A 17224-nucleotide genomic window follows, 5' to 3' on the forward strand; every position below is an offset into this window, starting at 1 on the left:
TTGCGCGTTGACTATGTTTCAGCTCGGCAACGGGCCGGACACATTCCGTGACCCGCCCCGCAAAGCTTCATATCTGTGCCCGTTCACACCGGGACGCCGTGCCGACCACACGTGCGCGTCCCGCATCAACCCCCCGCACCCGAACGGACGGTTTACATGCAGACGGGAACTTTCCCCGTACGCACGCTCACCCCTGCCTCGGTCGCCGAGCTGACCACCGCCGCCGAGACCCTGCTCACCGCCTTCGCCGGTTCGCCCAGCCACCCCGGACTTCTCGACCAAGTCCCCGCGGTCGCCGCCTCGTTGGGCGAGGAGTTACACCACGCCTGCCGCCCCTCCGACACACCCGACGGCCTCTTCGTGCTGGACGGTCTGGATGTCGACGACGCCACGCTCGCCCCGACGCCCGACCACTGGTCGAGCGCCGGTGACGCGGGCGCCGTGCACGACGTCGCGCTGCTGCTGATCTCGGCGCTGATGGGCGTCCCGATCGCCTGGGAGGGCCAGCAGGACGGCCGGTTCGTGCACAACATCGTGCCCTCGCCCGGACACGAGGCCGAACAGACCGGCGCCAGCAGCAGCGTGCTGCTCAGCCCGCACACCGAGGACGCCTTCCACCCCGGCCGCGCCCATCTGCTGCTGCTCGCCTGCCTGCGCAACCCCGACGCGGTCGCGACCACGGCGGCCAGTGTGCGCCGGGTTCAACTAACCGACAGCGACACGGAGTTGCTCAGTCGCCCGGAGCTGCCGATCCTGCCCGACGACGCCTACGAGGAGGCGCGGGCGTACGAGGGTGAGGCGCCGCCCGTGCCGACGCTGTGGGAGTCGCAGGACGGCCCGACCCTGCGCTTCGACCCCGCCTACACGCCTCTGGACCGGGCCTCGGCCGAACACCGCGCCGCGTACGGCCGCCTGGCGGAGGAACTCTCCCGCGTCTCGGTGGCGGTGAGCCTCGAACCCGGCCAGGTACTGGTCGTCGACAACGACCTCGTGGTGCACGGCAGGGTCCCTTTCAAGGCCAGGTACGACGGTACGGACCGCTGGCTGAAACGTTCCTCCGTACGCGTTCCGGGGCGTCGGACCCGTCCGCCGGAAGAACGGTTCGAACACGGTTACGGCCAGAAGGTTCTGGAGGCTTACGTATGACCGACACAGGCAACGGCGACAGCTCCACACTGCGGATCCTCAGCACCAGCGACGTCGCCGGCATCGAGATCGGCCTCACCGATGTCGTCTCCGTCGTCGAGCAGGCGTACGGCACGCTCGCCGAGGGCCGCTCCGACAACCCGCGCAAACTCACCGTGCAACCCGAGGACGGCCACTCGGTGGCGTACGCGATGCTCGGCCGGGACGGGGTGCGCGGAGTCGTCGCGATCAAGACGTCGTACAAGTACGGCCTGCACGAGGACCGCGACAAGCAGCACTACTACACGACGCTCACCCTCTACGACGACGAGACCGGCCTGCCGGTGGCGATGATGGACTGCGGCCGGGTCGGCGCCCTGCGCACCCCCGCGGTCTCCGCGCTGCTGGCCCGCGAACTCGCCGCGCCGGGCAGCCGCAGCGCCCTCGTCATCGGCACCGGCACGCAGGGGCGGCTCGCGCTGCCGTTCCTGCTGACGACCCGGCCGGACCTGGAGCGGCTGATGCTGTCCGGCACGCATCCGGAGGGCATCCGCGCGGTGCGGGAACAGCTCGAAACCCACTTCCCACAACGGGAGTTGGAGGTCGTGACCGATCTGCGGGCGGCCGCCGAGGACGCCGACATCGTGCTCGCCACCGCCGGCCCGAACACCCCGGCCTCCGTCGAGGCGGAGTGGCTGAAGCCGGCGGCCCTGTGCGTGCTCGTCGGCTACGGCATCGCCCCCTCCACCCTGCACCGCGCCGACCGGGTCGTCGCCACCAGCGCCGCGCAGATGAAGGTCACCGGCACCGACATGGCGGACGCCGACGGTCATCTGCGTGATGCGGACGCCGAGTTCCCCGAGGTGCTCGCGGGGCGGGCGGACGGGCGGACGGATCCGGGGCAGCGGATCTTCGCGTACAACAGCGGGCTGGTCGTCACCGACATCGCCCTGGGCCACCGGTTCGCGCAACTCGCCCTCGCCCAGGGGCTGGGCACGGCGGTGCCGCTGTGGCGGTGACGACGACGAACGCCGTACCGACCCTGCCCGGACACACCAGCGAGGAACTGCGGTCACTGCTCGCGGACAACTCGCTGCTGCACGAGCTGAGTCACGGCCTCGGCGGGCCGTTCCACCTGCTGTTTCCCCACCGCTTCGACGCCAACGCCGACGCGTTCCGGAAGGTGTTCACGCAGACGGGCGTCGACGGGCGGGTCTACTACGCCAAGAAGGCCAACAAGGCCGCCGTCTACGCCGAGCGGGCCGCCGTGCTGGGGCTCGGCGTGGATGTCGCGAGCCACGGGGAGCTGCGCGAGGCGCTCGCCGCCGGGGTGCCCGGGGCCGACCTGGTCGTCACCGGTCCCGCCAAGGCGGACGAGCTGCTGCGGGTCGCCGTGCTCCAGGGGGCGCTGGTGGCCGTGGACGCGCTCGACGAACTGGAGCGTGTCCTGGGACTGGCCGCCGAACTGGCGCGGAGCGCACGAGTGCTGCTGCGCCGACTGCCGACCGGGCAGCCGCACAGCCGGTTCGGGATGGACGCGGACGAGATCGAGACGGCGCTGCGACGCTGCGCGGGCGGGCCCGTCGAGGTGGCGGGCTTCAGCTTCCATCTCTCCGGTTACGACGTCCAGGCGCGCGCCGACGCGGCCGGTGAGCTGATCCGGCTGTGCCGGTACGCCCGGACGCTGGGCCTGCGGGCCGACGCGATCAGCATCGGAGGCGGTTTCCCGGTCGACTACACGGACGCGGAGAGCTGGCGCCGGTTCACCGAGGAGCAGCGGCCCGAGCACTATCACGCCGAAAAGACGTTCTCCGGCGGTTTCTACCCGTACCACTCCCCCGTCGCCGGGGCCGCCGCCCTGGCCGGGATCCTGGCGGCCGTGCCCGCCGGGGAGAGCGCGCCGCTGGCCGAACTGCTGCGCACGGCCGGGGTGTCGCTGCTCGTGGAGCCGGGGCGGGCGCTGCTGGACCAGGCCGGGTGCACGGTGTTCCGGGTGCGGGGCGTCAAGGAGCGCGACGGGTACGGGATCCTCACCGTGGACGGGAGCAGCCTGAGCCTGTCGGAGCAGTGGTTCGAGAGCGAGTTCCTGCCGGACCCGGTGCTGGTGCCCCGTACCGCACGGGCGCCCGGGGTCTTCCCGGCCTGTGTGGGCGCCGCGACCTGTCTGGAGTCCGACCTGCTCACCTGGCGCAAGGTGCCCTTCCCGAGCCGCCCGCACATCGGCGACCTGCTGGTCTACCTCAACACGGCCGGCTACCAGATGGACTCCAACGAATCCCCGTTCCACGAGCTGCCGTTGCCGCCGAAGGTCGTCATCGAGCGTGCCCCCGGCTCCGCCGTCCGCCCCCGCTGGCGTCTCGACCGCCACCCGTAGGGAGTTCTCGCACCATGTCCATGGATCACCCCCTGCACCGTCCGGCCATCGTCCGCCAGGTCTGCGAACTCATCGGAGCCACCCCGCTGTTCGAGCTCTGCCGCACCGACGCCGACGTACGGCTGCTGCTGAAGCTGGAGCAGTACAACCCGACCGGCACGGCCAAGATACGCATGGCCCGGCAGATGGTCCTCGACGCGGAGGAGCGCGGGCTGCTGCGGCCCGGCGGCCGGATCGTGGAGTCCACCTCCGGCAACACGGGCCTGGGCCTCGCCGTGGTCGCCGCCGAGCGCGGCTACACCTTCACCGCCGTCGTCGACCACCACGCCGCCGCCGACAAGCTGCGCGCCATGAAGGCGCTGGGCGCCGAGCTGATCTATGTCGCCGCCGAGGGCGACGAGGAGCTGGCCACCGCCGCCCGCGAGGAACTCGCCGAGCGACTGGCCGCCGAGAGCGACAACGCGTACTTCACCGAGCAGCACAACAACCCGGCGAACGGGGACGGTTACCGCCCGGTCGCGCATGAACTCGACGCCGCGCTGGACGGCCGTATCGACATCCTCGTCGGAGCCGTCGGCACCGGCGGTGGGCTCTTCGGTACCGGTGGGGAACTCCGGAAGACGGTCCCCGGCGTGCGCATCGTCGGCGTCGAACCCGAGGGGTCCATCGCCTTCGGGCCGCCCGCCCACGACTACTACCAGTCGGGCACCGGCACGCCCGAGGGCGCCACGATCGGGGCGATGGTCGACTACGAGCTGCTCGACGAGGGCGTGAAGGTCGGCGACGTCGAGGCGTTCGCGACCGCGCGGGTCGTCGCCCGGCGCACCGGACTGCTGATCGGCGGCTCGGCGGGCGGCGTGGTGTACGAGGCGCTGGCCCGGCTCTCGTCGCTGCCACCGGGAACGACTATGGTCGCGCTCGTCAACGACGGCGGGGAGAAGTACCTGGACACGGTGTTCGACGACGACTGGATGGCCGCGCGCGATCTCGTCGACCCCGACGTGGAACGCGAGGTCGACGCGCTGCTGACCAAACTCCGCCACGCCTAGAGGAAGTACGCCCAGATTCGATGCCTCCCGCCCTCACCCGTCTTCGCACCGACAGCCGCGCCCTGGCCACGCTCGCCGTGCCGCTCGCGCTCACCCAGCTCGCGCAGGTCGCGCTGACCACCACCGACACCGTCATGATGGGCCTGATCGGCACCGAGGCCCTGGCGGCCGGCGGTCTGGCGATGGTCATCTTCAACCAGCTGCGCACCATGGGCGTCGGCCTGGTCACCGCCGTCGGCAACCAGGTCGCCGCCGCCGACGCGCGCGGCGAGAAGGCCGACTCGGACGCGGCGCAGGAGGACGTCCGGGACCTGGTCCGGGCGAGCCTGCTGCTGGCCACGCTCGCCGGTGCCGCCGGAGCCGTCCTCATGGTCGCCATCGGGCACGCCGTGGTCTGGCTCGGCCAGGACCCGGACGTCGTCGACGCGGCGAAGCCGGTGCTGTACGCGATGGCGCCGGGGCTGCTGCCCTGTCTGTGGTTCCAGGCGATCCGGCAGTTCACCGTCGGCATGCGCCGCCCGCAGGCCCTGCTGCGCATCACGCTCGCCTCGATCGCCGTCAACGCGGGCCTCAACTGGGCGTTCATCCACGGCACTTGGTTCTTCCCCGAGTTGGGTCTGCCCGGCATCGGCCTGGCCACGACCTCCGTGTACGCCCTGTCGTTCCTGGCCCTGTACGCCTCCGCCCGCCGCGATGCGCGGCTCGCGCCGCTGCTGTCCCTGAGCATCTGGAAGACCCGGCCCGCGACCCTGCGCCGGCTGACGTCACTCGGTACGCCGATCGCCGCGACCTACGGCTCCGAGGCGGGGTTCTTCTCCGTCGTCGCCCTGCTGGTCGGCAGCTTCGGCACGGCCGCGCTGGCCGCGCACACGGCCGTCAACCAGCTCGTCTACATCGTGTTCCAGATCGCGGTGGGCCTCTCGCACGCCGCGTCCCTCGGCGTCAGCCGGGAACTCGCCCTCGGCAACACGGCCGCGGCCCGGCGGCTGCAGACGACCGCGCTCGCGATGGCCGCGACGGTGATGGCGGCGGTGGCGGTCGTCTATGTGACCGTGCCCCGGCTGGTCCTGGCCCCGTTCTTCGACACCGCCGACACGACCACGACGGACATCGCCACGAACCTTCTGCTGGTCGCCGCCGTACTCCAGTTCTTCGACTGCGCACAGAACATCGGCGTGGGCCTGCTGCGCGGTCTGGACGACACCAAGGGCGGCTTCCGGGTCACCCTCGTCGGCTACTGGCTGGTCGGGCTGCCCGCCGCCGCACTGTTCGGTTTCGCCCTGGGCCTGGACACCCTCGGCATCTGGCTCGGCCTGCTCACCGGCCTCGCCACCACGGCGGCGCTGCTGCTGCGCCGGTTCGGGCAGGGCATCGCCCGGCGGAGCACGGCCTCCGCGCCTGCCGCCGTGTGATCCGGCGGCAGGCGCGTTTCCCAACGGGAGGGGCTACGCGGGCCTACAGGTCGTCGCCCGAGTCCGGGTAGTCCTGGCGGTCCCCTTCCGGGTTCAGTGGGTCGTGGCCCACGGCGGCGAGGACGAGATACGCGCCGTAGGGCCCCGAGGTGCCGACGCCGGTCGCCTCGGCCTGCGCCTGACCGCCTTCGAGCCACGCGTCCTCGGTCACCCGCAGGTCCGGGGCGCCGAGGGTCCCGAGCAGCGAGCGCAAGGCATCGCCCGGCCCGCCCTCGGGCAGCGGGACCGCCACGAGCAGCTGCGCCACAAACCCCTCGCGCAGCCCGTCGGGGTGCGCCTCGCTGAACTCCATCGCCACCGGCCGCAGTTCGGTGACCAGCGGCAGCCAGGCGCGCACGGCCTCGTCCGGGACGCGGACCCGCGGCAGGTTCAGATCGATCCGGAAGACCACCTGGTCCGGGTCGAACACCTTGGTGTATTCCATCAGTGCGTCACGTGCCCATCGGGCGAGATGTTGGCATGCGAGTAGTCCTTCCCTTGGTTCTTGCTGCCGGCGAAGACCTCGAAGCCCTTCCCCTTGGGAATCTGGACGTCCCATTCCTGCTTGCCGTCCTTGGCCCGCGTCCAGATGTTGTCGTAGGCGTCCTTGAATCCGCCGCCGGGGACCTGCGGGCGCTTCGGGTCCCACTTCTTCGGCGGCACGAAGGGGATGGGGCCCGACGTCGGCAGGCCGTGCTTCTTGGCCGTGGCCAGCCACTGCTTGTTGCCGTAGGCCTTCGCGGAGTCCTTGGCCAGCTTGTTGATCTTCGTCAGGGCGTCGTGCCACTGGGTGGGCTGGAGGTGCTTGACGCTCTTGGCGGCCCGCTCGACCCAGCCCAGGTCGTCGACGTGCTTCGCCAGGTACTCGAACTTCTCCAGGTACTTGGCGAACTTGGCGGGCTTGGCCAGCGCGTCGCCGACGTACGGGACCATGGCCGCGAGCGAGAGCCCGGCGCCCGACCAGTCGCCCTTGAACAGGCTCAGCAGGCCGGAGGCGCCGTCACTCGCGGGCGTCGGGTCGAACAGGCCCGTGACATCGAGAACGAGCTGCGCCTTGTCGGAGGCGGACAGGCCGCCCTCGCCGGCCAGGTCGTCGCCCGAGTCGGGGTAGGCCTGGGTGCCGTCGCCCTCCTGCGCCGGGGCCTGCGCCTCGGTGGCGAGCTCCTCGATGATCTTTTCCAGAGCCGAGGCGAGGGCCTCGGACGCGGCCTGGAAGGCGGCGGCCGCGTCCTGGCCCGCGGCGATGGCCGAGGCCTGGGCGTCGGCGGCCTGCTGGTAGGCGTAGTCGGCGGAGGCACGGGCCCGGGTCGCCGACGTGGCGGCGGCGTTGGCGGAGGCGTTGGCGGAAGCGGCGGCCTGCCAGGCGGTGGCCTCGGCGCTCTTGGCGCGGTCGGCGGACTGGCGGGCCTGCGCGGCGGACGCCTCCGCCTGGTCGGCGAAGTTGTCGGCCTCGGTGGCGTATCCGGCGGCCTCCGTCTTCGACCGCTTGGCCTGTTCGGCGTACTCGGCGGCCTCCGCGGCGGCGTTGCGGGCCTTGGCGGCGGCCTCGGCCGCGACGGCCGCGTTCTCGTTGGCGGTCGCGGCGGTCTTCGCGGCCTGGGCGATCAGCTTCTGCACACCGGCCACGTGGGTGGCGTGCTCGTAGTCCTGACGGGCCGTCTTGTACTGCACGGAGGCCACGAAGTCGCGCAGCATCGGGCGCGGCCCGGCGAGCGCGACCCGGGCGGCGGCCTCCGTCTGCGCTCCGCCGTTGTCCATGATCGACAGGGCGGTGGCGCGGTCGTCCTCCTCGCGGGCCTTGTACTGGCCGACCAGCAGGAACTCGCGCAGCGCGGCCGTGGTGCCCGCGTCGATGGCCGCGCTCGCGTCCCGCTTCACCGCGGGGCCGCCCTGCTCGGACAGTTCGAGGACGCGTACCCGGTACTCGTCGGCCTGCGCGGTGTGCTGGCCCTGCTCCAGGAAGGCGACGACGTCCTGGTGGGTGCCGGCGAGCGCGGCGGTGGCGGCCTCCTTGAGCCCCGCCGGGCCGGTCTGCGCGAGATGGGCGGCGGTGCTGCGGTCGTCCATCTCGGCGGCGTCGGCCCGGCCGGTGCGCACCCAGGCGAGGACGTCCTCGTCGGTGCCGGTCAGCGCGGCCTCGGCGGCCCGCTGGGTCCACGAGCCGCCCTTCTCCAGGAGCCGCAGCGCGGCCTTGCGGCCCTTGGCGACAGCGACGGCGCGCTCGGTGCCCGGCGCGGCGGCCTCCTGCAGCAGCTGCTTGGTCTCGGCGTCCCGCTTGTCCTCCTCGGTCCGCTCGGCGTCCTTGCGCTGCTGCTCGGCGTCGTAGGCCTGCTTGCGCTCCTCGGCGACCTGGAGGGCGTGCTCGGTGTCGTTCTGCAGCCGGGCCTGCTCGGTGGCGCGTGCGGTCTGCTCGACCGCGCGGGCCTTGGCCACGGCGGCGGTGGCGACCTTCGCGGCGGCGAGCGCGGCGTTGGCGTGGGCGGTGGACTTGTTGGCGTAGTCGAGAGCCAGACCCGCGTTGTCGGCCGCCTCGTTGGCGGCCTTGGCGGCGGCCTGGGCGTGGGCGGCCGCCTCGTTGGCGGCGTCGCGCGACTCGCGGGCGGCGCTCGCCGCCTGGTTGGCGAAGGCCTCGGCGGCGTTGGCCGCGTTGGTGGCGGTGGCCGCGGCCCTGCGGGCACGGGCGGCCGCTTCCGAGGCGCGACGGGCCTCGGACTCGGCGACGTTGGCCTGCTGTCCGGCCTCGGCGGCGGCGGTCGCGGCGGCGGCCGCGTGCTGGCCCGCACTGGCCGCGGACAGCGCGGCCTTCACCGCTTCGAGTACGGCGTCGAGGGCGTGGCCGACCGCCGTGGCGGCGTTGCGGGCGCTGTCGGCGGCCTTGTTGGCGTCGGCGGCGGCCTTGCGCGCGGCGGCGGCCTGGCCGGCGTCCTTGGAGGCGGCGGTGGCGGAGCTGTAGGCGCGGGCGGCGGCCTGGCCCGCGGCGGCGGCCGCGGCGGCCGCGGCGGAAGCCGCGTTGGCGGCGGTGCGGGCCGCGTTGGTGGCCTCGTTGGCGGCGCGGATCGCGGTGCTGGCCGCACTGGCCGCGGCGTTGGCGGCGTCGGCGGCGCGTCCGGCGGCGGCCGACGCCTTGGCGGCGGAGTCCTTGGCGGCCGCGGTCTCCTGGGCCGCCTTCTCGGCGGCCTCCTTGGCCTTCTGGGCGGCGAGGACCGCGCGGGCGGATGTCTCCTTGGCCTTCTCCGTCTCCGCCTTGGCCTTGTTGCCCGCCTTCTTGGCGAGGGAGGCCAGCTCGGCGACCGACATCATCTCCTGGTCGCGGGCGCGCGCGACGTGCTGGCCGGACTCGACGAACTCGTGGATGTCGGCGTCCGTCCCGCCGAGCGCGGTCTGGGCGGCGGCCTTCACCTGCGGCCCGCCCAGGTTCATGATCGAGAGGGTCTCGACGCGCTCGTCCTCGGCGCGCGCGACGTACCGGCCGGTGGTGAGGAAGTCCGCGAGCGCCTGCTCGGTACCGGCGTCGAGCGCGGTCTGTCCCGCTCGCCGCACGGCCGTGCCGCCGGCGTTCATGACGCGGAGCACCTCGACGCGCTGGTCGTCCTGGTGGGGCGCCTTCCAGCCGGTCTCCAGGAACGCCGCCATCTCCTCCGGCGTGCCACCCAGGGCCAGTTGGGCGGCCTGGCGCACGCCGGGGCCGGCGTCGTTGAGCAGCCGCAGTACGGCGAGTCGGTTGTCCTCCTCGACGACGGCGGCCCGCTCGGTGCTGAGGAACTTCTGCACGTCGGCGTCGGTGCCGGCGAGCGCCTGCGCCGCGGCGGCCTTGGTGGCCTTGCCTCCGGTGCGCCACAGGGCGAGCGCCTCGGCACGGCCGGCGGGGGCGATGTCGTCGGCGCTCGCGGTGAGGCTCAGCGTTCCGGCGGTCAGCGTCAGCGTGGTGACGCAGGTGACCGCGGCCCGCAACAGGGCACGGCCTCGCCCCGGGGCATGCCGCCGGTGGAGTCTTCGGGGGAATATCACAGAAATGGGCTCCCTTGTGTGTCGGCGCGGACCACCGACGGAATTCGCCGAAGCAGGATCACACAGGTCAGGAGGGCGTTACGCCTTCGACTCCCCTTGTTTTTCGACTCTTTATCAAAGTCCGTACAACCATCTGCCGACATGATCGAGATCACTGGCGGAATGGTAAGTTCCGCCCAGTTTGTAGTGACTGGTCGACTGGACAAGGTAAAGAGCAAGGGGATTCCATGTGTGGCCGACGTGACTCCCGGAAGTACGGCTGATGTTCCGGCCGGGAGTTGGGGGGCTGATTTGTTGATTCCGGTCGCCTTCACACCCGCCCTGCACGCGTTCCGGCAATGCGACCGGGACCTACTCCTAGGAATGTGATGAAGGCACGTAGCGCAATAGTGCGCACTCTGGGCGCGGCCGCAGCGGCGGGCGCCCTGGCATGGATCGCGGTGACCGGCGGCGCGACGGGCACGCCCACCGCGCAGGACTCCGCGGCCCTCGCGGCCGTCGCGGGCGAGAACCCGGGCTACGCCGTGGAGGACTACAACTACCCGCAGGCCGACAGGATCCTGGCCGAGAAGAACATCGTGCTCAAGCGCGGCGACGGACACATCACCCTCGTCGACTGCGCGAGCGGCACCGGCTTCCTGGAGGTCTGGGCCCGCAGCAAGGACAAGATCTGCTTCCAGGTCTCCGGCAACTCCGGCTGGCTGACCATGGAGATCCCCTCCGTCTACGGCGTCAAGGGCAACGACTACGCGACGCAGGTCGACATGACCGTCGGCACCGAGGAGAAGTCCTTCGACATCGCCAAGAACGCCTGGACCGCGGTGGGCGAGAGCGCGGACGAGCAGGGTCGCGAGCACATGCTCGTGGAGATCCGCTCCTCCAAGTAACTCCCGCGCCAAGCCCGTTGTCGGTCCTGCCGCCCTCCGGCCACCGCCGGACGCGCAGACCTCGTACGAAGGAAGCAAAGGTCATGCATCCCACCAGACCCCTCCGGCTCGCCGCGCTCGCCGCGAGTCTGGTCGCGGGCCCCGTCGCGCTGTGCGCCGCGCCCGCCTCCGCCGTCTCCGGCGCCCCCGCCGGAGACACCAGCCAGGCCTACACCGCCCAGCTGATCATCGGCGACCACACCCGCGGCTGCTCCGCTGTCCTCGTCGACACCGAGTGGCTGCTCACCGCCGCCAGCTGCTTCGCCGACGACCCGGCGGCGAGCCTCGCGGTCCCGGCGGGCAAGCCGAAGCTGAAGACCACCGCGACCATCGGCCGCGCCGACCTGTCCGGTACCGGCGGCTCGGTCCGCGAGGTCGTCGAGCTCGTCCCGCGCTCGGACCGCGACGTGGTCCTGGCCCGCCTCAACCGCCCGGTCACCAACGTGGCCCCGATCGCCCTGGCGACCGCGCTGCCCGCCGCGGGCGAGGAGCTGAAGTTCGCCGGGTACGGGCGGACCAAGACCGAGTGGGCGCCGCTGAAGCTGCACACCGGCGCGTTCGGCGTGGACTCCGTCGCCGCGACCACCGCCACCGTCACCGGCAAGGACGGCGCGGCCGCGTGCATGGGCGACAGCGGTGGCCCCGTGGTCCGCGTGGCGGGCACCACCCACCAGCTGGTCGCCGTCAACAGCCAGTCGTTCCAGGGCGGCTGCTTCGGCATCGACGCCGCCGAGACCCGCACCGGCGGCGTCGTGGCCCGCGTCGACGACCTGGCCTCCTGGGTCAACTCCAAGGTCAACACGGTCCGCAGGACCGACTTCAACGGTGACGGCGTCGAGGACGTCGCGATCGCCGACCCCAAGGCGACCGTGGGCGGCGACGCCGAGGCGGGCCTGATCCGGATCGTCTACGGCGGCGGCAAGGGCACCGCCGAGATCAACCAGGACCTCGACTGGGTGCCCGGCGGCGCGGAGCCGGGCGACTGGTTCGGCGAGGCCATCGACACCGTCGACTACAACGAGGACGGCTACACCGACCTCGTCGTCGGCACGCCGAGCGAGTCCATCGGCTCCGCCGCCGACGCCGGCATGGTCGACGTCTTCTACGGCGCGGCACAGGGCATCGGCACCGGCGCCACCAAGAACGCCCACTTCGAGCAGGGCTCGGGCGCCGGGGCCATCAAGGCCTCCACCCCCGAGACCGGCGACCGCATGGGCCACGCGGTGGCCGCGGGCACCACCGCCGCCGGTGAGCCGTACCTGCTGATCGGCACCCCGGGCGAGGCGCTGGGCTCCATCGCCAAGGCGGGCCAGGCGTTCTACGTGCGCGGCACCACCAACGCCTCCATCCACCAGGACAAGGCGGACGTCCCCGGCGCGGCGGAGGCCAACGACGGCTTCGGCTCCGCGGTGGCGGGCGACTCCAACCACATCGTCATCGGTGCCCCGAACGAGAACATCGGCGGTGACGACGCCGCGGGCAACCTCGCGGTCCTGAGCCACAAGCTCACCTCCGAGGGCATGCCCACCCCGCAGTTCGGTCTGGACCAGGACCTCACCAACGTCTCCGGAGGCGCCGAGGCGGGCGACCAGTTCGGCTTCTCCCTCGCCCTGGTCGACTACCGTCCCTCGGGTGCCGCGACCGCCAACGAGTCGATCCTCGCGATCGGTTCGCCCGGTGAGGCCGTGTCCATCGACGGCGGCGCCACCCAGCGCGCCAACGCGGGCCGCGTCGTCCTCGGCCGTGTCACCGCCGCGGGCACGTGGGCCGAGCTGCGCGAGCTCCAGCAGGGCACCGCTGACGACACCGTCGTCGGCACCGTCGAGGCCGGCGACCGCATGGGCGAGTCGCTGACCGCCGTCAACACCGCTCCGCGCTCGGTCGGCACCGCCGCCACCATGAAGCTGGCCGTCGGCACCCCCAGTGAGGCCATCGGTACGACGGCCAAGGCGGGCGCGATCCACACCTTCTCGCTCATCGGCGCCGCCGGTGACAACGACAAGTGGATCGAGGCCGGCAACGGCAACGGCATCCCCGGCCCCGCGGGCGCCAACCAGTACCTGGGCAAGAGCATCCACTTCACCGGTACTCACCTGTACGTGGGCATGGCCTACGGCCCCGCCACCTACGGCGCCGTCCACGCCCTGCCCATGTCCAACGTGATCCCGGGCGGCACGGTGGCCCCGGTCACCACGTACCAGCCGGGCCAGGGCGGCCTGCCCAACGCGGGCGCCCGCTTCGGCTACGTGGTCCGCTAGCTCCCCGGACGGGCCCGCGCCCGTCACCACGTCCAAGAGCCCCCGGTATCCCCGGGGGCTCTTGCCTTGGGACCGCGGGGTCAGCTCTTGGCCAGCTTGATGTCCCCCCGATGTGCCGCGTGGAAGTCGGGCAGCGGCAGGCCGAGGGCGCCCTGCGGGCGCAGTTCCATGAGCGTGGCCTCGGCGTGGGCGGCGCCCTCCTTGAGCACGTGGTTGCGCGGCTTGCCGGTGTTCTCCCAGCGGTGCTCCTTGCCGTCGCAGACGGCACGTGCGGCGCCGAGGCCGTACCGGATCGTGGGGTCGCCCTGGGCGATGGAGGAGCTGACGAAGACCGGGCCGCTGTTGCCCTCGCAGCGGTAGGTGCCGGTGAGGGTGATCGTGCCGTCCGGGGTGACCCGGCCCTTGGGGTCGACGGTGACCGACTGGTGCGAGTCGGCGGCCGCCGACGTGGCGGGCGCGGCGGCGAGCAGGGCCAGGACGGCGGTGGCGGCCGCGCCGAGTGCGGGACGCATGGTCATGGAAGGACCTCCTGAAGTGGGGCCTCCACTGGTACCGGCCACCCGCGTCCGGTGGCGTGACCGTCACTCCTTCGGTGGCGAGTCCACCCGGCCGTCCGGGAACCGACCGGGCGGGCCCTGGTGCTCGAAGCCCGACGGCCGGGTGGTCGCGCCCTGGCGTCAGGGCAGCACGGCGAACCCGTCCAGCTCCACCATCGCCGCCTCGTCCCACAGCCGTACGACCTCGACGACCGCCATGGCGGGATAGTTCCGTCCGGCCAGGCTCCGCCAGATACGGCCCAGTTCGGGGGCGTGGGCGCGGTAGGCGGCGACGTCGGTGGCGTAGACGGTGACGCGGGCCAGGTCGGACGGGGTGCCGCCGGCCGCGCGCAGGGCGGTCAGCAGGTTGCCGAGTGCCTTCTCGAACTGTTCGGGCAGGGTGTCACCGGTGACCTTGCCGTCGGTGTCGAGGGCGGTCTGGCCGGCCAGGAACACCAGCCGGGAGCCGGTGGCGACAACGGCGTGCGAGAAGCCGGTGGCCGGGGAGAGGTCGGGCGGGGTGATGCGCTCGGCGGTCACGGTCGGGCCTCCAGGGTCTCCGTGTTCTCCAGGGTCTCCGTGTTCTCCAGGGTCTCCGAGGTCTCCGGGGTCTCCAGGGTCTCCAGGGTCTCCAGGGTCTCCAGGGTCTCCAGGGCGCCGTACAACTCCTTGGCGATGATGCCGCGTTGGACCTCGCTCGCCCCTTCGTAGACGCGGGGGGCGCGCACCTCGCGGTAGAGGTGTTCCAGCAGATGGCCGCGGCGCAGCGCCCGCGCCCCGTGCAGTTGGACGGCCGCGTCGACGACGTACTGCGCCGTCTCGGTGGCGAGCAGTTTCGCCATCGCGGCCCGCTTCGGGACACCGTCCGCGCCGTCGTCGTACGCCGTCGCCGCCGCGTACACCATCAGGCGGGCCGCCTCCGTGCGTACGGCCATCTCGGCGACCTGGTGGGCGACGGCCTGAAGGTCCCTCAGCTTGCCGCCGAACGCCTCCCGGCGGGCGGTGTGCGCGAGGCCGGCGTCCAGCGCGGCCTGTGCCATCCCGACGGCGAAGGCGCCGACGCTGGGCCGGAACAGGTTGAGCGTGCCCATGGCGACCCGGAAGCCCCGGTCGACCTCGCCGAGCACGTCGTCGGCGGTGACGGGCACGGCGTCGAAGTGGAGGGCCCCGATGGGGTGCGGGGAGAGCATGTCGAGCCCGGTGCCGGTGAGGCCGGGCCGGTCGGCCGGCACGAGGAAGGCGGTGACTCCGCGCGCACCCGCATCCGGGGTCGTACGCGCGAAAACGGTGTAGAAGTCGGCCTCGGGCGCGTTGGAGATCCAGCACTTCTCACCGCTGAGCCGCCAGCCCGAGCCGCCGTCGGGGTCGGCGGCGAGGGACAGTGCCGCCGCGTCCGAGCCCGCGCCCGGCTCGCTCAGGGCGAAGGCGGCCACCACGCTGCCCTCGCGTACCCCCGGCAGCCAGCGGTCGCGTTGTTCCGGGGTGCCGTGTGCGTGGACCGGGTGGGCGCCCAGGCCCTGGAGGGCGAGGGCGGTCTCGGCCTCGGTGCAGGCATACGCGAGGGACTCGCGCATCAGGCACAGGTCGAGGGCGCCGGACGTGAACAGCCGGTCCAGCAGGCCGAGGCGGCCGAGTTCGGTGACGAGCGGGCGGTTGACGTGGCCGGGTTCGCCCTTCTCGGCGAGCGGGCGCAGCCGTTCGGCGGCAAGGGTGCGCAGCTCGGCACACCAGGCGGCTTGTTCCGGTTCGAGCGAGAATGCGGGCACTGCCGGTCCTCCCTCCGGAGCGGTCTCACCCGACGGTATCGCGCCCCGTTGACTGCCGTCACCAACACGATACGCTCCTGGTGCGAGCCCACCACGACGCCCACCAGGCAAGGGGGCGAACCACCATGGACGACCGTCCGATCCGCTCGGCCCACGTCGACACCTTCGCGCGCGACCACCTCCCACCGCGCGAGCAGTGGCCCGACCTCCGCTTCGACCTGCCGGAGCTGCGCTACCCCGAACGGCTGAACTGCGCCGCCGAGCTCCTGCACGGCCCGCCCGACGACCGCCCGGCGTTCCACACCCCGGGCGGCCCCACCTGGACCTACGGCGACCTGCGCGCCCGCGTGGACCGGCTCGCGCACATCCTCACCACCGGCCTCGGCGTCGTCCCCGGCAACCGTGTCCTGCTGCGCGGCCCCACCACGCCGTGGCTGGCCGCCTGCTGGCTGGCGGTGCTGAAGGCGGGCGCGGTCGCCGTCACCGTGCTGGCCCAGCAGCGCCCGCACGAGCTGAGCACGATCTGCGAGATCGCCCGCGTGAAGCACGCGCTGTGCGACATCCGGGCCGTCGACGACCTCGCCAAGGCGGAGATACCGGGCCTGCGGATCACGACGTACGGCGGGGACGCGCCCGACGACCTCCTGAACCTCCCGGCGCCCGGCGCGCCGTACCCGGCCGTGGACACCGCGGCCGACGACGTGGCGCTGATCGCGTTCACCTCCGGCACCACCGGTCGCCCGAAAGGGTGCATGCACTTCCACCGGGATGTGCTGGCGATCGCGGACACCTTTTCGAAGCATGTGCTGCGCCCCCACGCCGAGGACGTCTTCGCGGGCAGTCCCCCGCTCGGCTTCACCTTCGGCCTCGGCGGTCTCGTCGTCTTCCCGCTGCGGGCCGGCGCCAGCGCGCTGCTGCTCGAACAGGCGGGCCCCAAGCAGCTCTTGCCCGCGATCACCGAGCACCGGGTGTCGGTGCTGTTCACCGCGCCGACCGCGTACCGCGCCATGCTCGGGGAGCTCGACGGCCACGACCTGACGTCCCTGCGCCGCTGTGTCTCGGCCGGCGAGAACCTGCCCGCGGGCACCTGGCGGGCCTGGCACGAACGCACCGGGCTGCGCGTCATCAACGGCATCGGCGCCACCGAGCTGCTGCACATCTTCATCTCGGCGGCCGACGAGCACATCAGGCCCGGGACCACCGGGATGCCCGTCCCCGGCTGGCACGCGCGCGTGGTCGACGACGAGGGGCGCGAACTGCCCGACGGCGAGCCGGGACTACTGGCCGTGCGCGGGCCGGTCGGCTGCCGGTATCTCGCCGACCCACGCCAACGGGAGTACGTACGCGGCGGCTGGAACATCACCGGCGACACCTACGTCCGCGAGCCCGACGGCTACTTCCGGTACGTCGCCCGCGCCGACGACATGATCATCTCGGCCGGGTACAACATCGCCGGACCCGAAATCGAGGACGCGCTGCTGCGGCACCCGGACGTGGTGGAGGCGGCGGTCGTCGGCCGGCCCGACGAGGCACGCGGCATGGCGGTGGTGGCGTACGCCGTCCTCAAGGAGGGCGCCGAACGGGACGCCGCGACCCTGCGCGCCTTCGTCCTCTCCGAGCTCGCGCCCTACAAATGCCCCCGCGAGATCGTCTTCCTGGACGCCCTCCCGCGCACCGCCACCGGAAAGCTCCAGAGGTTCCGCCTGCGCACCGAAGGTGACCAGCAGTGAT

The 17224-nt window shown here is 72.6% G+C and carries 13 protein-coding genes; 8 read left to right on the forward strand and 5 right to left on the reverse strand.

The annotated features are described in order from the left end of the window. The first annotated feature begins 156 nt into the window (after nucleotides 1-156). Genes I2W78_RS08265 through I2W78_RS08285 form a run of 5 tightly spaced genes read left to right on the forward strand, consistent with a single transcriptional unit; the run spans nucleotide 157 to nucleotide 5960 of the window. Nucleotides 157-1146, forward strand: a complete 990-nt coding sequence (locus tag I2W78_RS08265) for a TauD/TfdA family dioxygenase (protein WP_196458295.1) — start codon at nucleotides 157-159, stop codon at nucleotides 1144-1146. Then, nucleotides 1143-2144: an ornithine cyclodeaminase family protein gene (locus tag I2W78_RS08270; RefSeq protein WP_196458296.1), complete on the forward strand. Its 1002-nt coding sequence runs from the start codon at nucleotides 1143-1145 to the stop codon at nucleotides 2142-2144. Before I2W78_RS08265 ends, I2W78_RS08270 begins: the two co-directional genes overlap by 4 nt. After that, nucleotides 2135-3499 carry a Y4yA family PLP-dependent enzyme gene (locus I2W78_RS08275; RefSeq protein ID WP_196458297.1) on the forward strand — a complete coding sequence of 455 codons (1365 nt, stop codon included), beginning with the start codon at nucleotides 2135-2137 and terminating at the stop codon, nucleotides 3497-3499. Before I2W78_RS08270 ends, I2W78_RS08275 begins: the two co-directional genes overlap by 10 nt. A 20-nt stretch (nucleotides 3500-3519) precedes the next feature. Next, nucleotides 3520-4548, forward strand: coding sequence for a cysteine synthase family protein (locus I2W78_RS08280; RefSeq protein ID WP_196464476.1), 1029 nt, complete (start codon nucleotides 3520-3522; stop codon nucleotides 4546-4548). Nucleotides 4549-4568: 20 nt separating this feature from the next. Further along, nucleotides 4569-5960, forward strand: a complete 1392-nt coding sequence (locus I2W78_RS08285) for an MATE family efflux transporter (protein WP_196458298.1) — start codon at nucleotides 4569-4571, stop codon at nucleotides 5958-5960. Between the two features lie 43 nt (nucleotides 5961-6003). Here I2W78_RS08285 and I2W78_RS08290 read toward each other — a convergent pair whose 3' ends face one another. Further along, nucleotides 6004-6444 (reverse strand): hypothetical protein, encoded by a 441-nt coding sequence (locus I2W78_RS08290; protein ID WP_196458299.1) that lies wholly within the window; start codon nucleotides 6442-6444, stop codon nucleotides 6004-6006. Then, entirely contained in the window at nucleotides 6444-9950 is a 3507-nt protein-coding gene (locus I2W78_RS41080) for an ALF repeat-containing protein (protein WP_196458300.1), read from the reverse strand. The genes I2W78_RS08290 and I2W78_RS41080 overlap by 1 nt, the downstream gene beginning before the upstream one ends. A 425-nt stretch (nucleotides 9951-10375) precedes the next feature. On the opposite strand from I2W78_RS41080, the gene I2W78_RS08300 reads away from it, so the two are divergent. After that, nucleotides 10376-10894, forward strand: a complete 519-nt coding sequence (locus tag I2W78_RS08300) for a hypothetical protein (RefSeq protein WP_196458301.1) — start codon at nucleotides 10376-10378, stop codon at nucleotides 10892-10894. An 83-nt stretch (nucleotides 10895-10977) separates the two neighbouring features. After that, nucleotides 10978-13191 carry a trypsin-like serine protease gene (locus I2W78_RS08305; RefSeq protein ID WP_196458303.1) on the forward strand — a complete coding sequence of 738 codons (2214 nt, stop codon included), beginning with the start codon at nucleotides 10978-10980 and terminating at the stop codon, nucleotides 13189-13191. An 80-nt stretch (nucleotides 13192-13271) separates the two neighbouring features. On the opposite strand, the gene I2W78_RS08310 is transcribed toward I2W78_RS08305, so the two are convergent. The 3 genes from I2W78_RS08310 to I2W78_RS08320 all read right to left on the reverse strand — a co-directional run bounded on the left by I2W78_RS08310 (nucleotide 13272) and on the right by I2W78_RS08320 (nucleotide 15493). Beyond that, the gene (locus I2W78_RS08310) at nucleotides 13272-13709 is read right to left on the reverse strand and encodes a DUF6299 family protein (protein ID WP_196458305.1); all 438 of its coding nucleotides are present in this window, start codon (nucleotides 13707-13709) and stop codon (nucleotides 13272-13274) included. 159 nt (nucleotides 13710-13868) lie between these two features. Then, on the reverse strand, nucleotides 13869-14267 hold the full coding sequence (locus tag I2W78_RS08315; protein ID WP_196458307.1) for a RidA family protein: 399 nt from the start codon (nucleotides 14265-14267) through the stop codon (nucleotides 13869-13871). Continuing rightward, nucleotides 14264-15493, reverse strand: coding sequence for an acyl-CoA dehydrogenase family protein (locus tag I2W78_RS08320; RefSeq protein WP_307783638.1), 1230 nt, complete (start codon nucleotides 15491-15493; stop codon nucleotides 14264-14266). Before I2W78_RS08320 ends, I2W78_RS08315 begins: the two co-directional genes overlap by 4 nt. Nucleotides 15494-15618: 125 nt before the next feature. On the opposite strand from I2W78_RS08320, the gene I2W78_RS08325 reads away from it, so the two are divergent. Next, entirely contained in the window at nucleotides 15619-17223 is a 1605-nt protein-coding gene (locus tag I2W78_RS08325; protein WP_230885378.1) for an AMP-binding protein, read from the forward strand. Nucleotide 17224 lies beyond the last annotated feature (1 nt).

This window comes from Streptomyces spinoverrucosus (genome assembly GCF_015712165.1).
Classification (GTDB): Bacteria; Actinomycetota; Actinomycetes; order Streptomycetales; family Streptomycetaceae; genus Streptomyces; species Streptomyces spinoverrucosus_A.